Source organism: Paraburkholderia kururiensis JCM 10599 = LMG 19447, assembly GCF_003986935.1.
Lineage (GTDB): Bacteria > Pseudomonadota > Gammaproteobacteria > Burkholderiales > Burkholderiaceae > Paraburkholderia > Paraburkholderia kururiensis.
Genome location: NZ_RJZE01000039.1, coordinates 1 through 16,608 on the forward strand (window position 1 = coordinate 1; position 16,608 = coordinate 16,608).

The 16,608-nt window shown below is 70.6% G+C and carries 12 protein-coding genes and 1 pseudogene; all 13 read right to left on the reverse strand.

All coding sequences use genetic code 11. The features are described 5' to 3' along the window. Positions 1 to 82: 82 nt before the first annotated feature. Positions 83 to 280: pseudogene (locus PKKP23_RS31270) on the reverse strand (transposase); the annotation flags it as partial. A gap of 9 nt (positions 281 to 289) precedes the next feature. Then, entirely contained in the window at positions 290 to 964 is a 675-nt protein-coding gene (locus tag PKKP23_RS31275; protein WP_161978172.1) for a DUF2968 domain-containing protein, read from the reverse strand. Positions 965 to 1,165: 201 nt separating this feature from the next. Then, positions 1,166 to 3,118 carry an OmpA family protein gene (locus tag PKKP23_RS34865; protein WP_126879761.1) on the reverse strand — a complete coding sequence of 651 codons (1,953 nt, stop codon included), beginning with the start codon at positions 3,116 to 3,118 and terminating at the stop codon, positions 1,166 to 1,168. Positions 3,119 to 3,137: 19 nt separating this feature from the next. Then, positions 3,138 to 3,548, reverse strand: coding sequence for a hypothetical protein (locus PKKP23_RS31285; RefSeq protein WP_126879762.1), 411 nt, complete (start codon positions 3,546 to 3,548; stop codon positions 3,138 to 3,140). Between the two features lie 7 nt (positions 3,549 to 3,555). Beyond that, positions 3,556 to 5,373, reverse strand: coding sequence for a tetratricopeptide repeat protein (locus PKKP23_RS31290; RefSeq protein ID WP_126879763.1), 1,818 nt, complete (start codon positions 5,371 to 5,373; stop codon positions 3,556 to 3,558). A gap of 92 nt (positions 5,374 to 5,465) precedes the next feature. Continuing rightward, positions 5,466 to 5,720: a GlsB/YeaQ/YmgE family stress response membrane protein gene (locus PKKP23_RS31295; RefSeq protein ID WP_126879764.1), complete on the reverse strand. Its 255-nt coding sequence runs from the start codon at positions 5,718 to 5,720 to the stop codon at positions 5,466 to 5,468. Positions 5,721 to 5,769: 49 nt separating this feature from the next. Beyond that, positions 5,770 to 6,633 carry a peptidylprolyl isomerase gene (locus PKKP23_RS31300; RefSeq protein ID WP_240659223.1) on the reverse strand — a complete coding sequence of 288 codons (864 nt, stop codon included), beginning with the start codon at positions 6,631 to 6,633 and terminating at the stop codon, positions 5,770 to 5,772. Beyond that, positions 6,630 to 7,772, reverse strand: a complete 1,143-nt coding sequence (locus tag PKKP23_RS31305; protein ID WP_126879765.1) for a DUF2827 domain-containing protein — start codon at positions 7,770 to 7,772, stop codon at positions 6,630 to 6,632. The genes PKKP23_RS31300 and PKKP23_RS31305 overlap by 4 nt, the downstream gene beginning before the upstream one ends. Positions 7,773 to 7,830: 58 nt before the next feature. After that, on the reverse strand, positions 7,831 to 8,424 hold the full coding sequence (locus PKKP23_RS31310; RefSeq protein WP_126879766.1) for a hypothetical protein: 594 nt from the start codon (positions 8,422 to 8,424) through the stop codon (positions 7,831 to 7,833). Between the two features lie 35 nt (positions 8,425 to 8,459). Next, positions 8,460 to 9,581 carry a DUF2827 domain-containing protein gene (locus PKKP23_RS31315; protein ID WP_126879767.1) on the reverse strand — a complete coding sequence of 374 codons (1,122 nt, stop codon included), beginning with the start codon at positions 9,579 to 9,581 and terminating at the stop codon, positions 8,460 to 8,462. Then, positions 9,575 to 10,717 (reverse strand): DUF2827 family protein, encoded by a 1,143-nt coding sequence (locus tag PKKP23_RS31320; protein ID WP_126879768.1) that lies wholly within the window; start codon positions 10,715 to 10,717, stop codon positions 9,575 to 9,577. The genes PKKP23_RS31315 and PKKP23_RS31320 overlap by 7 nt, the downstream gene beginning before the upstream one ends. A gap of 164 nt (positions 10,718 to 10,881) precedes the next feature. Further along, positions 10,882 to 11,604, reverse strand: a complete 723-nt coding sequence (locus tag PKKP23_RS31325; RefSeq protein WP_240659225.1) for an OmpA family protein — start codon at positions 11,602 to 11,604, stop codon at positions 10,882 to 10,884. A gap of 68 nt (positions 11,605 to 11,672) precedes the next feature. Beyond that, complete coding sequence (locus PKKP23_RS31330) at positions 11,673 to 16,322, reverse strand: YadA-like family protein (protein ID WP_240659227.1); 4,650 nt, start codon at positions 16,320 to 16,322, stop codon at positions 11,673 to 11,675. Positions 16,323 to 16,608 lie beyond the last annotated feature (286 nt).

Sequence of the window (16,608 nt, forward strand, 5' to 3'; positions counted from 1 at the left end):
TGAATGCCGGGCTATGCGACCGGCGGCTTCTTTTTGTCATCTTTGGGGTCCTCTTGCTGGTCCTATGACCAGCTCAGGTCCCGGCCGTTCCACTTGCCGACCTGTCCGAATTTCTGGCCCCACCTCTCTCCTGCAATTGCCGCGTCCATTCGGTAATCTGGTTCGGGTGCACATCGAACTGCTGCGCCAGCTCGGGTGGCGTGCGCTCGCCCTTGACCGCTCCCAGCGCCACCTTCGCTTTGAACGCCGCTGAGTGCGTGCGTCGGGTTCTCTTCGTCATTTCTTACGTTTATTTGCGCGTGACAGGGATGCGACCGCGCGGCGGCGTGTTATTGCTAGCAGCGGTGCGCAGATGGGCGGTTTGGCGCAGGGCCTGGGTGAGCCGGGCCTGAGCGGCGATACGCTGGGAGTCGAGCCGCACGATCTCCCGGCGGGCCTTCTGCTGGCGGGCCGCTGCCAGCTGGGACTGGGTGGCGGCGCGCTGCAGGCTGTCGCGCAGGCGGGCGGCCTCGGCCTCGGCCTGTGCTATGAGATGGGCCAAGTGGGCATTGCGGGCCTCAAGTTCGATGCGGCGCAGTTCGGGCTCGCACAGTTGCACGATCTCGTCGGCGAGATGACCAAACAAGGTTTGTGCGATGTCGGCCGAAGGGGTGCTGGCTGCGCGCCAAAGGGTGCCTTCCTGCCAGCAAGCCACATACCACGTGGGCGTGGAAGCATGGAACTGGAGGCTCACTGTGTAGCCTAGGCTGCGCAGTTCCCGCAGACAGACCAGAGAGCCGTCGCAGCACAGTAGTTCGAAACCGTTAAAACACACAGCCTGCACGGTATGCATGTCAGAGTGAGCAACAGTGGCGGCATGGGTCCAAGGAGGCGCGGCGGGATTTGCCAGCGGTATGGATACGGCATCGGGCTGATCCTGAGGATCGTCGATGGCAAACTCGCCGGGGCGTTCTGCGGTGCTCATGATGTGCTTTCCTTGATGTCGGGGTAACAGCCTATGTCCCGCCCTTCTGGCTTTGCCAGCGGACGGATTCGCCCCGAAGCAGTGCTCGATACAGAATGTGTCGAAGGCTCCAGCATCGAACCGGAGATGTGGCAGGCCCGGGCGCGGCGGGAGGGGCCGGCTGGCGGTGGTGGAGCGGCGTGGGGGCATGGCAGTGGCGCGTCATGGCGGCAGGGGCGTGAAGCGGATGCGCCGGTTGGCCAGGCGGCCGGCGTCGGTGAGGTTGCCGGCGACCGGGTCGGTGGCGCCGTAGCCGCGGGCCGTGAGGGTTGCGGGGGGCACACCGGCGGCGGCGAGGAACGCGCGCACGGCATCGGCGCGCTTGTGCGAGAGGGCGAGATTGGCGGCGGGGTCGCCGTGCCGGTCGGTCCAGGCGTCGATCGACAGGTGCAGCGGCTGGCCGCGCGCGGCGCAGGCGGCGAGCAGCCGGGCGGTCTGGGTAAGGTTCTCCGTGGCGGCGGGCGGGACGTGGCCGCTGGAGGGCGCGAAGTCGAGGGGCTGCAGGTTGAGCACGGGCACGGCCGCGGAGGCCTGGCAGGGTTCGGGGGTCTGCAGCAGGGCGGCCATGGCGCGCAGGAAGGCGTCGGTGGCCTGCAGGCGTGCGCTGGCGGGATCGTCCGGGGCGGCGACGGTGAAGGCCGGGCCGAGGGCCTGCTGGAGCTGCTGGCGCCAGGTGGCGGCCTGGGGTGCCGGCAGGCCGCCGAGCTGGACACGGTGGCCCTGCACGGAGAGTTCGGCACGGGGCACGGCCAGCACCGGCAACAGTGCGTCGAGATGGTCAAGCCAGGGCGGCGGGCCGGCGGCGGCATCGATGGAGACGCTGGCGGGCGGACGGGCGGAACCGAAACGTGCGTCCAGGGCGTGCTCGAGCGTGGCGCGCTGGGCGTCGCTGGCCAGGCGTGCGTCGACGGCGGGCACGCCGGCGGCGCTGGAACGGGCGTCGAGCCAGGACACGGGGTCCATGGAAGCGGCGGCGGCCGCAGCCGTGGCGGAGGCGGCGCTGGCTGCGGGCACCGCGACGGAGGCAGCCGGGGTGGACGCAGCGGAGGCGGCCATGGCGGGCGCAGGCGGGGCGGCCGCGGGTACGGGCCCCTGCACGGGGCCGGAGGTGGCGGTGTGCGGGGCGGCCTCACCGGGCTGCTGGCCGGACAGGGTCATCCAGGCGAACAGGCCGGTGGCCACGAGGGCGACCAGTGCGGCCAGCAGCCAGGGGGAGGCGCGCCGGCCTGGCGGGCGCACCGGGGTGGAGGAACGGAGATCCGTGGGGCTGGGCGTGGCGGTGGCGGCAGCGGACGTGGCAGGGGCTGGCGCGGAGATGGCGGGCAGCGCGAAGCGGCTGCCGGACACGGGCAGGCCGGCATAGTGGACGGGTCCGGCGTAGCCGGCCTTCACGGCACGGTCCCGGGTGGGGGTGGCCGGCGTGGCGGATGTGGCCGGTATGGCGGGCGGCACGGCGGAGCTGTGCAGGCCGTAGGGGGTGGCAGCCGGCGGCGGGGTGCGGGAGGCGCCGGGGAAATCGGCGGTGACGGCGGCGAGCCGCGGGGGGATGGTGGCGGCGAAGCTGGCGGCGGTGAGATAGCCGAGGGTGGCGGCGGCGCTGTCGTCGATGTCGGAGCCGATGGCGGGCATCTGGGCGGCGAGCAGGCCGGGCAGATGGAGGGCGCTGGCCTGGGCGAGCAGGAGATGATGCTTGATGAGGCCGGCGAGGATGGCCGAGGCGATGCAGGCGAGCCCGTGGGCGGGCTGGGTGGGGATGGCGCAGCGGGCGGCGAGGTAATCGGCCAGGGGGGCGATGCGGCGGCCTGAGGCGTGGAGAAAAAGGGATTCGCCGGCCTGTTCGAGGTCCCTCAGGCCTGCGGTGGTGCTGGCCTGGCGGGGCCACTCGGAGGCGATGTGGGGGTTGCTGGTGCTGCCCGTGAGGGCGCTGAAGACGTGGGTGGCGGCCTCGCGGCCCTCGGCGGCGCGTGCGGCGAGCGCGGCCAGGAGGAGGCTGGCGGCGTGCGCGAGCACGTGCGGGACTATCTGCGGTGGCAGTCCGGTGCGCACGGCCAGGCGCTCGCACAGGGGACTGGCGGTGCACTGTGCGAAGGTCTGGACAAGATCGATGCGTCTCAATGAAAACCTCCCTGCTGTTCTATGTACGGGTGGTGTGCTGTGGGCCGGCGGTGCCGCGGGCGGGCCCGGGGCGGCCGGTGGGAGTCTGGCGCGCGTCGTGCGTGGCGGCCCGCACGGTGCCCTGGAGCACGGCATAGCCGCGGCGGCGGGCGGTTTCGGTGCGCAGCTGGGCGTCGTCGGAGAAGCGCCAGTCGCCGCACTCGCCGCGGATGCGCACGCAGCCGGAGTAGATCTGGATGACCGCGTCGTCGCCCCAGGCCTCGTGCAGCCAGCGCAGGCGGGCGCGCTGGCGGCGGTCCAGGTAGAACGGCCATTCGCGCCGGCGCAGCGGCAGATCGTCCTGCATGGGCAGCGGGAAGAAGGCGCCGCCCGGTGCGGGTCCGGGCTCGGGTTCGGTGGGCGCGGGACAGCAGGCGGTGCGTGGCTTCATGGGGGCCTCACGCGGCGGAGCGGCCGGCGCGTGGGCGCTGCGCGCGGCGGGTGGCGGCGAGCGCGGCCAGGTCGGTGGCCACGGCCTCGAGCACGGGGGTCCACTGGCCGTACGCGGGCTGGCGGTACAGGCGCGTGTGCGGATACCAGGGGCTGTCGGCGCGGCCGGTCATCCAGACCCAGTGCGGATTGACGTCGAGCAGGAACCAGGCGGGCACGCCGAGGCCGCCGGCCAGGTGGGCCACCGAGGTGCAGACGGTGATGACCAGGTCGAGGCTGGCCACGAGCGCGGCGGTGTCGTCGAACGAGGCGAGCTCCGCGGTGTGGTCGGTCAGGGTCAGGCCGGCGTCGCGGGCACGCCGGGCATCCTCGCCGGCGTCGGGCTGCAGGCTCACGAAGGTGACGCCTTCGATGCTGCCGAGGGCGCGGGCGAGCGCGGCGGGGTCGACCGAGCGCATGGGGTTGCGCTGGTGGTGGCGGCTGCCGGTCCAGGCGAGGCCGACGCGCAGGCCGGCCCTGCGGGGCAGGCGCGCGGCCCAGGCGTCGGTGCGGGCGGGATCGGCCCTGAGATACGGCACGGGGCCGGGCAGGTCGTCCAGCGCGATGCCGAGCATGAGAGGCAGGCTGGCGAGCGGCAGATGGCAGTCGGATGCCGGCAGGGGCCGCTGGTCGTGTGCGACCACCACGGGCACGGCCTCGCCCAGGCTGCGCGCCAGCAGGGAGCGCAGGTTCGCGAAGCAGCAGTAGACGAGCGAGCCGCCCTCCTTCTGCACGCGCGCGGCCAGGGCGGGCACGAAGCGCACGAACTGGAGGACGTCGCCATGGCCCTGCTCGCCCCACACGAGCAGGGTGCGGCCGGCCAGCGGTTCGCCGTTCCAGCGCGGCATGGGCAGGTTGGGCGAGACTTCGCGCAGCTCGGGCGAGCCCTGCCAGCGGGCTTCATGGCTGGGCCAGCCGCTGGCGTAGTCGCCCTGCAGCAGCTGGAGCATGGCCACGCCCCACATGAGCGCGCTGCTGGCGGGTTCGCAGGCGAGCGCGCGCTGCGCGGCCTGAAGGGCCAGGGGCCACTGCTGCAGTTCGCGCAGCACGTAGGAATACGTCTGCAGGGCGGTGGCATAGCCGGGGGCGAGCGCGCAGGCGCGCTCGGCGGCGATCAGGGCGTCGTCGGGCTGGCCGGTGCGCAGCAGCAGGCTGGCGAGGTTGGTCCAGGCGAGCGCGTGGTCGGGGTCGTCGGCCAGGGTGGCCTCGAACAGGGAGCGGGCGGCGTCGTACTCGCGCAGTTCGAGGTGGGCGGCGCCCATGTTGTTGCGCAGCATGGGCAGGCGTTCGTCGATGCGGGCGGCATGGCGGTAGGCGTCGAGGGCCTGGCGGGGGTGGCGGGCCTGCTGGTGGGCGAGGCCCAGGCGGAACCAGGTGCCGGCCTCGCCGGGGGCGCGTTCGCAGCGCACGGCGGCGACGCGGCAGGCCTCCTCGAAGCGGGAGAGGCGCAGCAGTGCGTCGATCCAGTCGACCATCCAGTCGTTGCCGGGGGCCTGGGCGTCGCGGGCGCGGCTGAACCAGCCGTCGGCGCCTGCGTCGTCGCCCAGGCGCACGGCCAGGCACGCGCGCTCGATGAGCACGCGGGCGTCATGCGGGTCGATGTCGAGCGCGCGATCGAGCAGTGCGCGGGCATCCTCCAGGCGCCCGCGCAGGCACCACAGGCGGCTGCCGGCGGCCAGCACGCGGGGGTCGTCCGAGGCGATGGCGTGGTGCGCATCGAGCAGGTGGGCCGCGGCGATGAGCTGGCCCTGGTCGAGCATCGCCTGCACTTCTTGCAGCCAGGTCATGGGAGGTTCTCCGGTGGTCATGGGTGTGAGGCCGCGGGGTCACGCGTGCGGCGGACGCGGGGCCATGGCCGGCGGATGGGCCGGCCATGGCTTCAGGCGTGGCGGAACAGGCGGATCACGGAGAGCAGGACCACGGCGCCGGCGACGGCGACCACGATGGAGGGCAGCAGGCCGTTTCCCACGCTGATGCCCAGCAGCGAGGCGAGCCAGCCGCCGATGAAGGCGCCGGCGATGCCCACCAGGATATCGATGAGGATTCCGAAACCACTTCCGCTGACGATGAGGCCGGCCAGCCAGCCGGCGACGATGCCGGTCACGATCCATATGGCAATCTGGTAAAGCGTCATGACTTCCTCCTGTGAGTGAACTGCGGGCGAACCTGATGAAGTGCGGCGCTCAACGCGCGCTGGCCGGCACGATGTCCGCGTGCGCGGCGAGCGCATCGAGCACGGCGCTGAAGGCGGCCTCGCGCGCCTGCGCCTCGAGCGCGGCGCGCAGCGGGCCGCTGGCCTCGCTGTACGGCGGGATGGTGACGGGGCGTCGCGCCTCGACGCGCACCACGGCCATGCGGCCGTCGAGCGGCACGAGCTGCGCCTCGCCGGGGGGGGCGGAGGCGACGGTGCGCGCGAGCGCCAGGGGCAGGCCGGCGGTATGCCCCTCAACGGGCGGTGTCCTGAAGCTGATCCAGGGCAGTGCGGCCGCACTGCCCTGCCCCGGTGGCGTTGCGTCGCGCTGCATCTGCAGGAGCGCGGCGCGCGCGGCGGGTTCGTCGGCGAAGGTGAGCACGCGTACCTGGTACTCCTGATCGCCCATCTCACGGGTGATGGCGTCGTAGCGGGCGCGCACCTGGTCGTCGGTGACGGGCTGGGGCCGGGCGTGCTGCGCGATGTAGAGGCGGTTCTCCGTGTCGACGAGCGCGCGGCTCACGGCCTGTCGCACCACGGGGGTTTCATCGAGATGTTCGCGCCGGGCGGCCTGGCGGATGAGCTCGCGCGCGACGAGCCCGCGGGTGAGGGTCTGGCGCAGGACGGGCGTATCGGGCTGGCCGCTGGCGCGCACGAGCTGCTCCAGGTCGTCCTGCGGGATGGCGATGCCGTTGACGGTGACGAGCGTGCCGGTGGTGGCGGCCAGCGCCTGGCCGGTGAGCAGCGCGAGCGCGGCAATGACGGCGGCGCTGCACGGGGCGATCATGCGGTGCGGAAGGTTCATGGATGCGGTGGCGTTCAGGGTTGCGTTGATGGACGGAAGCATGGTGTTCATGAGGGGTGCTGCCCGCTCAGGAGTGCGAACAGCAGCCTGTCGTAGGCCTCGATGAGCGGCTCGTGGGTGGCGAGAAACGGGCGGATGGTCTGGCGCTGGCGGCTGCGGTACTGTTCCCACTGGCGGGGGTGTTCGTCGATGGCGAGCAGCAGCTGGCGGGTGCCCTCCTCCACGTTGCTGCCTTCGTAGTAGTAGCCAAGCCCGCGGCACAGATGCGCGTTGTGCACGAGTGCATAGCCGTTCCAGCACACGTCGAAATAGAAGTAGTTGAGCGCAAGTCCCCACTGGTGGGACACGACGATGTCGGTGTGTCCGGCGAGAAACTGCGGGGTGTCATGCCGGTCCACAAAGCTCACCCGGCTGTTGCGCACGAGGTCGAGGTAGTGGGCGATGCCGATGAACTCGGGGCAGCCGCGCGCGAGGTGTCCCGCGTTGGTGACGTGCACGTATTCGATGCTGGTGCTGGCTGCGCGGTAGGCGCTCTCGGCGATGAGCAGCGGATACAGGCAGAACTTGAGCACGTCGATGTTGGGCTCCATGATGGAGATGCGCGCGGGGGCGTTGCGCGGGCGGTACTGGCCGGCGAACGGCAGGGCGCGGGTGCGCTCCTCCAGGCACATGGGGTCCCACACGAACGGCACGGGGCGCACCGGGCGGCGTCTGAGTACGGAGAAGAAGCCGGCGCTGGTCTCCATGACCTGGGGGATGACCCAGATCTCGTCGTACTGCTGGTTGATGAAGGGCTCATCGCACATGCGGCGCGCGAAGATCATGGCCTCGCTCATCTGCACGTACTCGGGGCCGCAGCAGTAGCTCACGAGTTTCGTGCCGCGCGTCTTCAGGTGGGCGGTCTGGTCCGCGCTGATCTGGCCGCCCAGCTCGATGAGCACGTCCAGGTCGTCCTTCACGGCCTCGAAGGTGCGTACCGGAAAGCGTTCGAGGTCCCACGGCAGGCTCGGGGTGATGGGCACACCGGTGGTGTTGACGAGCATGACGTTGTGACGTAACGGCGAGCCCTGGAAGAGCTTGGCCAGGTACAGCGCGTTCTGCTTGATGCCGTTGATCCACAGGCTCTCGTCGGGCGCATGCAGCCCGATGGTGATGCCGATGCGCAGACCGCGCGCGCCCTTGATGCCCATGTGTGCTCCTGTACGTTGGCGATGATGGGGATGACTGTGTGGGGTGGGTGCTGCCATCTCAGCCCGCGCCGGCGTAGCGCACCTGGCGGCGCACGATGAGGCAGGCGCCGGGCGAGTCGACGAGCGTGACGGTCTCGCGGGGATGGGCGGCCAGGGTATAGACGGTGACGGCGGGCACCAGCACGGTGGCCTGGTAGCCGGGCAGTTCCGAGCGGGCCACCTCGCGGCAGGACAGCGGCGCGCTGGAGATGCGCTCGGCCAGCACGGTGCAGCCGGCGGGCTGGGGCACGGTGGTGAGCGAGAACACGGCGGCGGCGTTCTGGCCGTAGTCGAGGCCGGTGAGCGAGAAGAACGGTGCGCCGTCGGGGTCCTGGCGGTCCCAGTCGAGCACGACGTCGGCGTGGCGGGCGCCGGCCAGGGTGCGGGCCGAGACCACACTGACGGCGGGCTGGCAGCGGCGGATGCCGGCCTGGCGGGCGGCGGCGGCCAGCACGGTGTCGGGCACAGGCGCGGGCACGGATGCGGGCGGTGCGGCGGTGGCGGCCACGGGGGCCCCGGCGGCAGTGCCGGTGGCCGGGGGGAGTGGCTGGGCGCGGGTGAGCGGCACGCCGGCCAGGCACGCGGCGATGGCGAACATGGCCATGGCGCGCATGAATGGCCGGTCGTGAGGGTGTGTCATGGGGCGGTTCACCGGAAGACTCCCGCAATGGCTTCGCTGTAGAGGCTGATGTTGGCCGGGGCGAGCGGATCGAGGGTGGCGAGGAAGGTGCGGGCGCGGGCCTGGTAGTCGCCGAGGGTGGCGTCGTGGCAGGCGAAGGCCTGGCGGATGGCGAGCGCGCCGTCCTGGCAGTCGAAATCCGCGTAGCGGTAGCCGCAGCCGCCGAGCAGCGCGGAGTTGTGCACGAGCGGAAAGCCGCCGTACAGGGCCTCGTAGTACAGGTAGTTCTGGGCGTTCTCCCAGTGATGGGAGACGATGGCGTCGGCCTGCGCGCCGAGGATCTCGTAGACAGGCAGGCGCGGCTCGAAGCTGGCGCGCCCCTGGCGCACGAGGTCGAGGCTGCGCGCGAAACCGACGAACTGGGCATCGCTTCGCAGTGCGAAGGTGTTGAAGACACGCAGGTAGCTGATCATGCCGGGTTGCTGGCGGTGCGCCAGGTCGGCGGCCAGCATGGGCACGTGCGAGGTCTTGACCATGCAGATGTTGGGCTCGAGGATGGCCAGGCGCCACTGGCGCTGGCCGGGTACGTAGCCGAAGGGCGGACCGCCCGCCTGGGCGAGCGAGCGCTCGAGCAGCACGGGACTCCACAGGTGCTGCATGGAGGTGACGGGCGCGTGCAGGGCCGCGGCGTAGTACGGGGCGCACATGCGCTCGAAGGCGGGCAGCGTCCAGACGGCGTCGCAGGGGGTGCCGGAGACGAGCATGCCGTGCGGCAGGCCGAACATCATGCGCTCGATGTCGATGACGTAGTCGTTGGCCACGCGCATGGCGATGACGCGGCCGCCGCGTTCGCGCAGGGCGCGGGCCCAGTCGGGGTTGAGCTGGGCGCTCAGCTCGATGACCACATCCAGCGAGTGCAGCGCGTCGTCCATGCTGATGACGGGCACGGGTGAGAGCGAGAGGAAGCCGGCGGCCCCGGCGGGCTCGCCGTCGCCGCCGTTGACGATGCAGGCGGAGCTGACGAGCGGCGAGTTCGCCAGCAGCATGGCGAGGAAGTAGCAGTTCTGGAAGATGCCGTTCTCCCAGATGGACTGCTGGCCGCGGCGCAGGAACAGGGTCACGCCGACCTTCAGGCGTCGTCCGTTCAGCATGGCGTGCTCCGGTGCGTGGCGGAGGTGGCGGTGAGCTGCAGGAGCTGTCGCGCGTAGTGACTGAGGTTGTGCGGGGCGCGCGGCGAGAGGCGCGCGAGAAAATCGTGCGCGGTGCGGCAGTAGGTGTCGTGACTGCGGTCGTGTTCGCGGGCGATGTGCAGCAGGTGCGCGGCGGCGGCCGGGATGTCGGAGTCCGGATAGTGGTATCCGGCGCTGGCGAGCCAGGGGGAGTTGTGCACGAGCGGGTAGCCGCCATGCAGCGCGTCCAGGTAGAGGATGTTCTGGTCGTTGTGCCACTGGTGGGTGATGACGGTATCGGCGTGCTGGCTCATGCAGGCGACGAAGTCGTGGCGGGTGTCGAGCTGCACGCGTCCGTGCTGCTGCAGCGCGAGCGAGCCGAGCAGGAACGAGAAGGTGGGGTGTTCGCGCATCTGGACGCTGTTGAGCACGTGCATGCGGGCGATGGCGGCCGGTGCGGCGCGGAAGGCGGCATCGCAGGCGAGCATGGGGATCAGGCAGCACTTGACCACCGAGATGTTGGGCTCGAACATCGCCACGCGCAGCGCGCGGGTCTGTTCGCCGGTGCCGGGCTGGTAGCCGAAGGCAAGGCCGGCGGCCTCGACCTCGCCGCGGCGGCGTTCCACGAACACGCTGTCCCAGAGGAACGGCACCTCGTGCACGGGGCAGCGGTGCAGGGTCTCGAGCATGGGGATGAAGGCACGGTCCTTGGCGAGGATCCAGATGGCATCGCAGCGTTCGGGGCGGCTGAAGTAGTCGGGGCGGCCGGAGACGACGTGCTCGGCGAGTCCCACATAGGGCTGGCCGCAGCAGAAGAAGACGACCTTCACGCCGCGCGCGCGGATGTAGTCGAGCCATTCGGTGTCGAGGCCGCCGCCCATCTCGAGGACGACGTCGACGAGGTCGGCGGCCTCGCGCGGGGGCACCAGCGCCAGGTCGGGCGCGAGGGCGTGGGCTTCGGGGGCGAGGCAGGCCTGGTCGCCGCAGTCGAGCAGCACGATGCTGCGCACGAAGGGCAGCGTGCGCAGCAGCAGCACGAGGTAGAAGATGTTCTGGCCCAGGCCGTTCTCCCAGACGCTCTGTCCGGCATGGGTCAGCACGGAGATTCCGATGCGCATGTAGGTATCTGTGAGGTATCCGCGGGCCGCGGGGGCCGCTGTGTGTGCGTGTATCTGTCAGTACTGCAAAAAGTGGGCAGGACCGTCGGGGTCGCGGCCCTGCCCGAAAGTGCGCATGCCGCGTGGCAGGCATGCGCACGGGCCCTCCCTGGAGGGGCCTGCGGTTATCTGGCTGTTGCCTCGCCAGTGGTGATTTCCACGCGCCGGTTGTGGGCGCGGCCTTCGGCCGTGGCGTTGGTGGCCACCGGGTTGCTCTCGCCGTAGCCGTGCACGACGTACTGCGAGGCCTTCAGGCCGTGCTGCTGCAGGTACTGTGCGACGGACCGGGCGCGCCGCTCGGAGAGTCCCTGGTTGTGCGCGGCTGGGCCGGTGGAGTCGGTGTAGCCGCTCACGCTGACGGTGCCGAAGGTGGCGCCGGCGGCCGCGGCGATGAGCGCATCGAGCCGGCTGCGCGCCTCGGGCTTGAGGGTGGCGCGGTCGACGTCGAAGTTCGCGTCGCCTTCGAGCGAGAGCTTCTGCGGCGGGGGCGGTGCCGGCACGGGGGCGGGCGCCGGCGCGGGAGCCGGGGCGGGCGCGGGAGCCTGTGCGGGGGGCGCGGCGCACTGGAAGGTGAGCACGCGCACGTCGTGCGTGGCGCTGGCGTCGGCGAGCGGGGCCACCTGCTCGAGCGGATGGACCTGCTGGTTGCCGCAGATCTCGCGGGCGCGTGTGTAGCAGGTATCCTGGCCCTCGAAAATGCCGTGACAGGTGACCTGGTAGGCATGCTGCCCGTTGGGCAGGCCCACCGAGTACGCGTTCCAGGCGGGCCCCTGGGACGACGTGCAGCCGGCCAGTACGGCGGCGATCGCCATGCCCGCGGCCGCCCTTCTTCCCGTTGTTCCGTTCATTGCTGTTCTCCTGGTTGTCTGTGCGCGGGACGTGGCGGCACCCGGGGGGCGGGTGCCGCCACGCCGCGTTACCACTGGTAGCTCACGCCACCGCCGAACGAGTAGCCCGCGCTGCTGCTGCTCACCCCGCCGCGCAGCTTCACGTTGTTGGTCAGCCGCGCGGTAAAGCCGAGCGCCACCGCGCCGTAGCCCTGGTAGCTGGCTGCGCCCACCCCCACCGCGAGCACCTTGCCGGCATCGACGTCGGGGATCATGGCGAGTGCGGTGGCGCCGGCCACGCCCGCAAAGGCCTTGCGGGCCACCGAGGTGACGCTGCCCTGGACGGCCTGCAGCTGCGACATGTTCACCGCGTCGGTCGGGTTGATGCCCGGCGCGACGTTGGTGATGCGCCGCTCGCTGCCTGCCGAGCCCACCGACACGGTATTGGCCTCGTTGGCAACGGAGCCCGAGCCCAGCGCCACCGCGTTGGGTGCCGAGGCGGTGGCACCCTGGCCGAGCGCCACGCCACCGCTGGAGGAGGCCATGGCGTGCGCACCGATGACGGTGGCGCCATCGCCCGTGGCGCTGGCCGAGTCGCCCAGCGCCACGCTGCTGGTGCCGGCCGCGGCGGCGTTGGTGCCGATGGCCACCGCGTTGACGCCGGTGGCGCCGTCGTTGTTGTAGTTGCCCTGGTGCGTGCCGTTGTCGTTGATGCTCACGTAGTGCGGGCGTGCCGTGCTGGCGATCAGCGTGGAGAGCGAGACCACCGAGGTGGAGGTCGAGGTCGACAGCGAACCCAGACCGGTGGACAGCGAGCTGCCCACGGTGGAGGTCGAACTCGACAGCGAGCTGACGCCGGAGGACAGCGAGCTGCCTACCGTGGAGGTCGAACTCGACAGCGAGCTGATCGCGGTGGACATCGAGGCGCTGCCCTGCGCGATGGTGCTCACCGTGCCGGACAGCGAGGAAACCGTGCTGCTGGTCGACGACAGGCTGTTCGAGAGCACGACGACCGTGCTGCTGGTCGAGGAGATGACCGTGGACAGCGAGCTGATGCCGGTGGAGGTCGAGCTCGACAGCGTGTCGATGGCCTGGTTGGTGGCGTAGAGCTGCGAGCCGTTGATGGCATCGGTGCTGGTGGCGCTCACCTGCCCGGCCGCGACGTTCGTGACCTGGCGTTCGGCGCCCGGCGCGCCCACGCTGACCACGCCCGTGGGGCTCGCGCCCGCATAGGTGTAGGTGGTGCCGCCCACCACCGTGCTGGCGGTGGCCACCGGTGCGGCGGTGGTGGAGCCCGCGCCCAGCGCCACGGAGTTGGCGGTGGTGGCGCTGGCGCCTTCGCCCAGGGCCACCGTGTTCGCTGCGGGTGCGCTGGCGTTGTGGCCCACCGCGACGCCGCCTGCCCCGGCGGCTGCCGCACCGGCGCCCGCGGCAAGCGCATTGATGCCGGTGGCGCCGTCATTGGCATAGTTGGCCTGCTGCGTGCCGTTGTCGTTGACGCTGTAGTAGTGCGTGCGCGTCGACGAGATCAGCGTGGACAGCGAGGTTCCCATGGTCGAGGTGGAACCCGACAGCGAGGCCACGGTGCTGTTGGTGCTCGACAGGGCGGTGGACAGGGAGCTGACGCCGGTGGACAGCGAACTCACGCCGCTCGACAGCGAGCTGCCCACGGTGGAAGTCGAGCTCGACAGCGAGGCCACCGAGCTGTCCGTGGTGGACAGGACGGTGGAGAGCGAACTGACACCGCTCGACAGCGAGCTGCCGACGCTCGAGGTCGAACTCGACAGCGAGGCCACGCTGCTGTTCGTACCGGAGATCGCCGTGGAGATCGAGCCGCCCAGCGTCGAGATGCTCGAGGAGAGCAGGCCCGAGCTGGTCGACAGCGAGGTGACGGCCTGGTTGGTCGCATAGAGCTGCGAGCCGTTGATGGCATCGGTGCTGGTGGCGCTCACCTGCCCGGCCGCCACGTTGGTGACCTGGCGCTCGGCGCCCGGCGCGCCCACGCTGACCACGCCCGTGGGGCTCGCGCCCGCATAGGTGTAGGTGGTGCCCGCGATGGTGCCGCTGGAGGTGGGCACCGCCGCGGCGGTCACCGCGCCTGCGCCCAGTGCCACCGAGTTGGCGGTGGTGGCGCTCGCGCCGGAGCCGATGGCCACCGTGTTCGCGGCCGCCGCATTGGCGTTGTTGCCCACCGCCACGCCCGCGCTGCCCGCGGCCGTGGCACCCGTGCCCGCGGCCAGTGCATTCACGCCGGTGGCGCCGTCGTTGTTGTAGTTGGCCTGCTGCGTGCCGTTGTCGTTGACGCTGTAGTAGTGCGTGCGCGTGGTGGACACCAGCGTCGAGAGCGAGGCTGTTGCGGTGGAGCCCGAGGTCGACAGCGAGGCCACGCTGCTGCTGGTACCCGAGATCACCGACGACAGCGAGCTGCCCACCGTGGAGGTCGAGTTCGACAGCGAGGCCACACTGCTGCTGGTACCCGAGATTACCGACGACAGCGAGCTGCCTACCGTCGAGGTCGAGTTCGACAGCGAGGCCACACTGCTGTTCGTACCGGAGATCACCGACGACAGCGAGCTGCCTACCGTGGAGGTCGAGTTCGACAGCGAGGCCACACTGCTGCTGGTGCCGGAGATCACCGACGAGAGCGAGCTGCCCACCGTCGAGGTCGAGTTCGACAGTGAGGCCACACTGCTGCCCACCGTCGAGATGCTCGAGGAGAGCGAGCCCGTGCTGGTCGACAGCGAGGTGACGGCCTGGTTGGTTGCGAAAAGCTGCGAGCCGTTGATGGCATCGGTGCTGGTGGCGCTCACCTGCCCGGCCGCCACGTTGGTGACCTGGCGCTCGGCGCCCGGCGCGCCCACACTGACCACGCCCGTGGGGCTCGCGCCCGCATAGGTGTAGGTGGTGCCCGCGATGGTGCCGCTGGAGGTGGGCACCGCCGCGGCGGTCACCGCGCCTGCGCCCAGCGCCACCGAGTTGGCGGTGGTGGCGCTCGCGCCCGGGCCGATGGCCACCGAGTCCGCCGCGGCCGCATTGGCGTTGTTGCCCACCGCCACGCCCGCGCTGCCCGCGGCCGTGGCGCCCGTGCCCGCGGCCAGTGCGTTCACGCCGGTGGCGCCGTCGTTGTTGTAGTTGGCCTGCTGCGTGCCGTTGTCGTTGACGCTGTAGTAGTGCGTCTGGCCGCTGGAGACTGCGGTACTCAGCTGCGAGACGTTGACCGCATCGGTGGGCGCGGTGCCGGCCGCCACGTTATGCAGCTGCGCGGCGGTGCCGCCCGGATTGAGCGTCACGCTGCCGTAGTTGACCGTGCCGTCGGGGTTGTGGTCGTACTTGACGGCTTCGGCGTTCAGCGTGCTCAGGCCGGTCGATACCGAGGCGATACCGGTGGAGGCCGAGCCCGACAGCGAGGTCAGGCTGCTGTTGGTGCTCGACAGGCCCGTGGACAGCGAGCTCACGCCGGTGGACAGTGAACTGCCTGTCGTCGAGGTCGAGGTGGACAGCGACGTGAGGCTGCTGCTGGTGGTCGACAGCCCGGTGGAAAGGGAACTCACACCGGTCGACAGCGAGCTCACGCCGCTCGACAGCGAACTCTCCACCGTGGAGGTAGACGTCGACAGCGAGGTCAGGCTGCTGTTGGTGGTCGACAGGCCCGTGGACAGCGAGCTCACGCCGGCGGAAAGGGAACTGCCTGTCGTCGAGGTCGAGGTGGACAGCGACGTGAGGCTGCTGCTGGTGGTCGACAGCCCGGTGGACAGTGAACTCCCCACCGTGGAGGTGGACGTCGACAGCGACGTGAGGTTGCTGTTGGTGGTCGACAGTCCGGTGGACAGTGAACTCCCCACCGTGGAGGTGGACGTCGACAGCGACGTGAGGTTGCTGTTGGTGGTCGACAGTCCGGTGGACAGTGAACTCACACCGGTGGACAGTGAACTGCCTACCGCGGAGGTAGATGTCGACAGCGAGGTGACCACCTGGTCAGTCGCGTAAAGCTGCGAGCCGTTGACCGCGTCCGTGCTCGAGGCACTGATCTGCCCGGCCGCCACGTTCGAGATCTGCCGCTCGTTGCCGGGGCTGCCCACGCTCACCACGCTGGTGGGCGTGGCCCCCGCAAACGAATAGAACTTGCCGCCGATCGTGGTGCCCGAGGTCGCCACCGGCGAGCCCGTCACCGAGCCGGAGCCCAACGCCACGTCGTTGGAGTTGACCGCGGTGGCCGCCGAACCCAGCGCCACCCCGCCCGTGCTCGATGCCGTCGAGGTGTTGCCGATGGCCACCGCGCCCGTGCCGCCCGCCACGTTGGTTTCGCCCAGCGCCACCGCGCCCTGCGCGCTGGCCGTGTTCGAGTCGCCGATGGCCAGCGCGCCGTTGCCGTTGGCCGTGTTGTTGGCGCCCATGGCCACCGCGCCCGTGCCGGTGGCGGTGTTCGGGTCGCCGATGGCCACCGCGCCGTTGCCCGTCGCGGTCTGCCGGTACCCCAGCGCCACGGCTGCGCCACCGGTGGCCGTCGAGGCGTGGCCGATCGCCACCGCGTTGGCCGCACTGCTCAATGCTGAAGTGCCCAGCGCAACCGAATCTGTGCTGTTCGCGGTGGTCCCCGATCCAATGGCAATGGCGCGCGCGGCACTTGCTATCGTCGCCGTTGAGGTCGAACCATCAGACGTCGACGTCTGCGTGGACCCGATCGCAATGGCATTGGCCCCCGCCGCACCGTTTAGCGTCGCTTGACTGCCGAGCCGCATTGAGTAGGTGCCAGTCAGGTTGTCCGTAACACCAATAAGGCCAGCGTTGACATACAGCATCCCGCCAAGGGAAAGATCCGTCGAATTGGTCTGCGTTGCGCCGTTGAAACGAGAGCCGTAAAAAGTAACGTGATCAGTCTGCGTAGAGTAACTACCGTTACACTGAGTGTAAATGCCCGTTCCCACCGATCCAGGAGGTGAGTCAACCGCAGCCAGGCAAGCGCTATCCGTAAAGTTATTAATATATATTGAATTGCCACCAGACGTTTGAGTCAACGCAATGCTT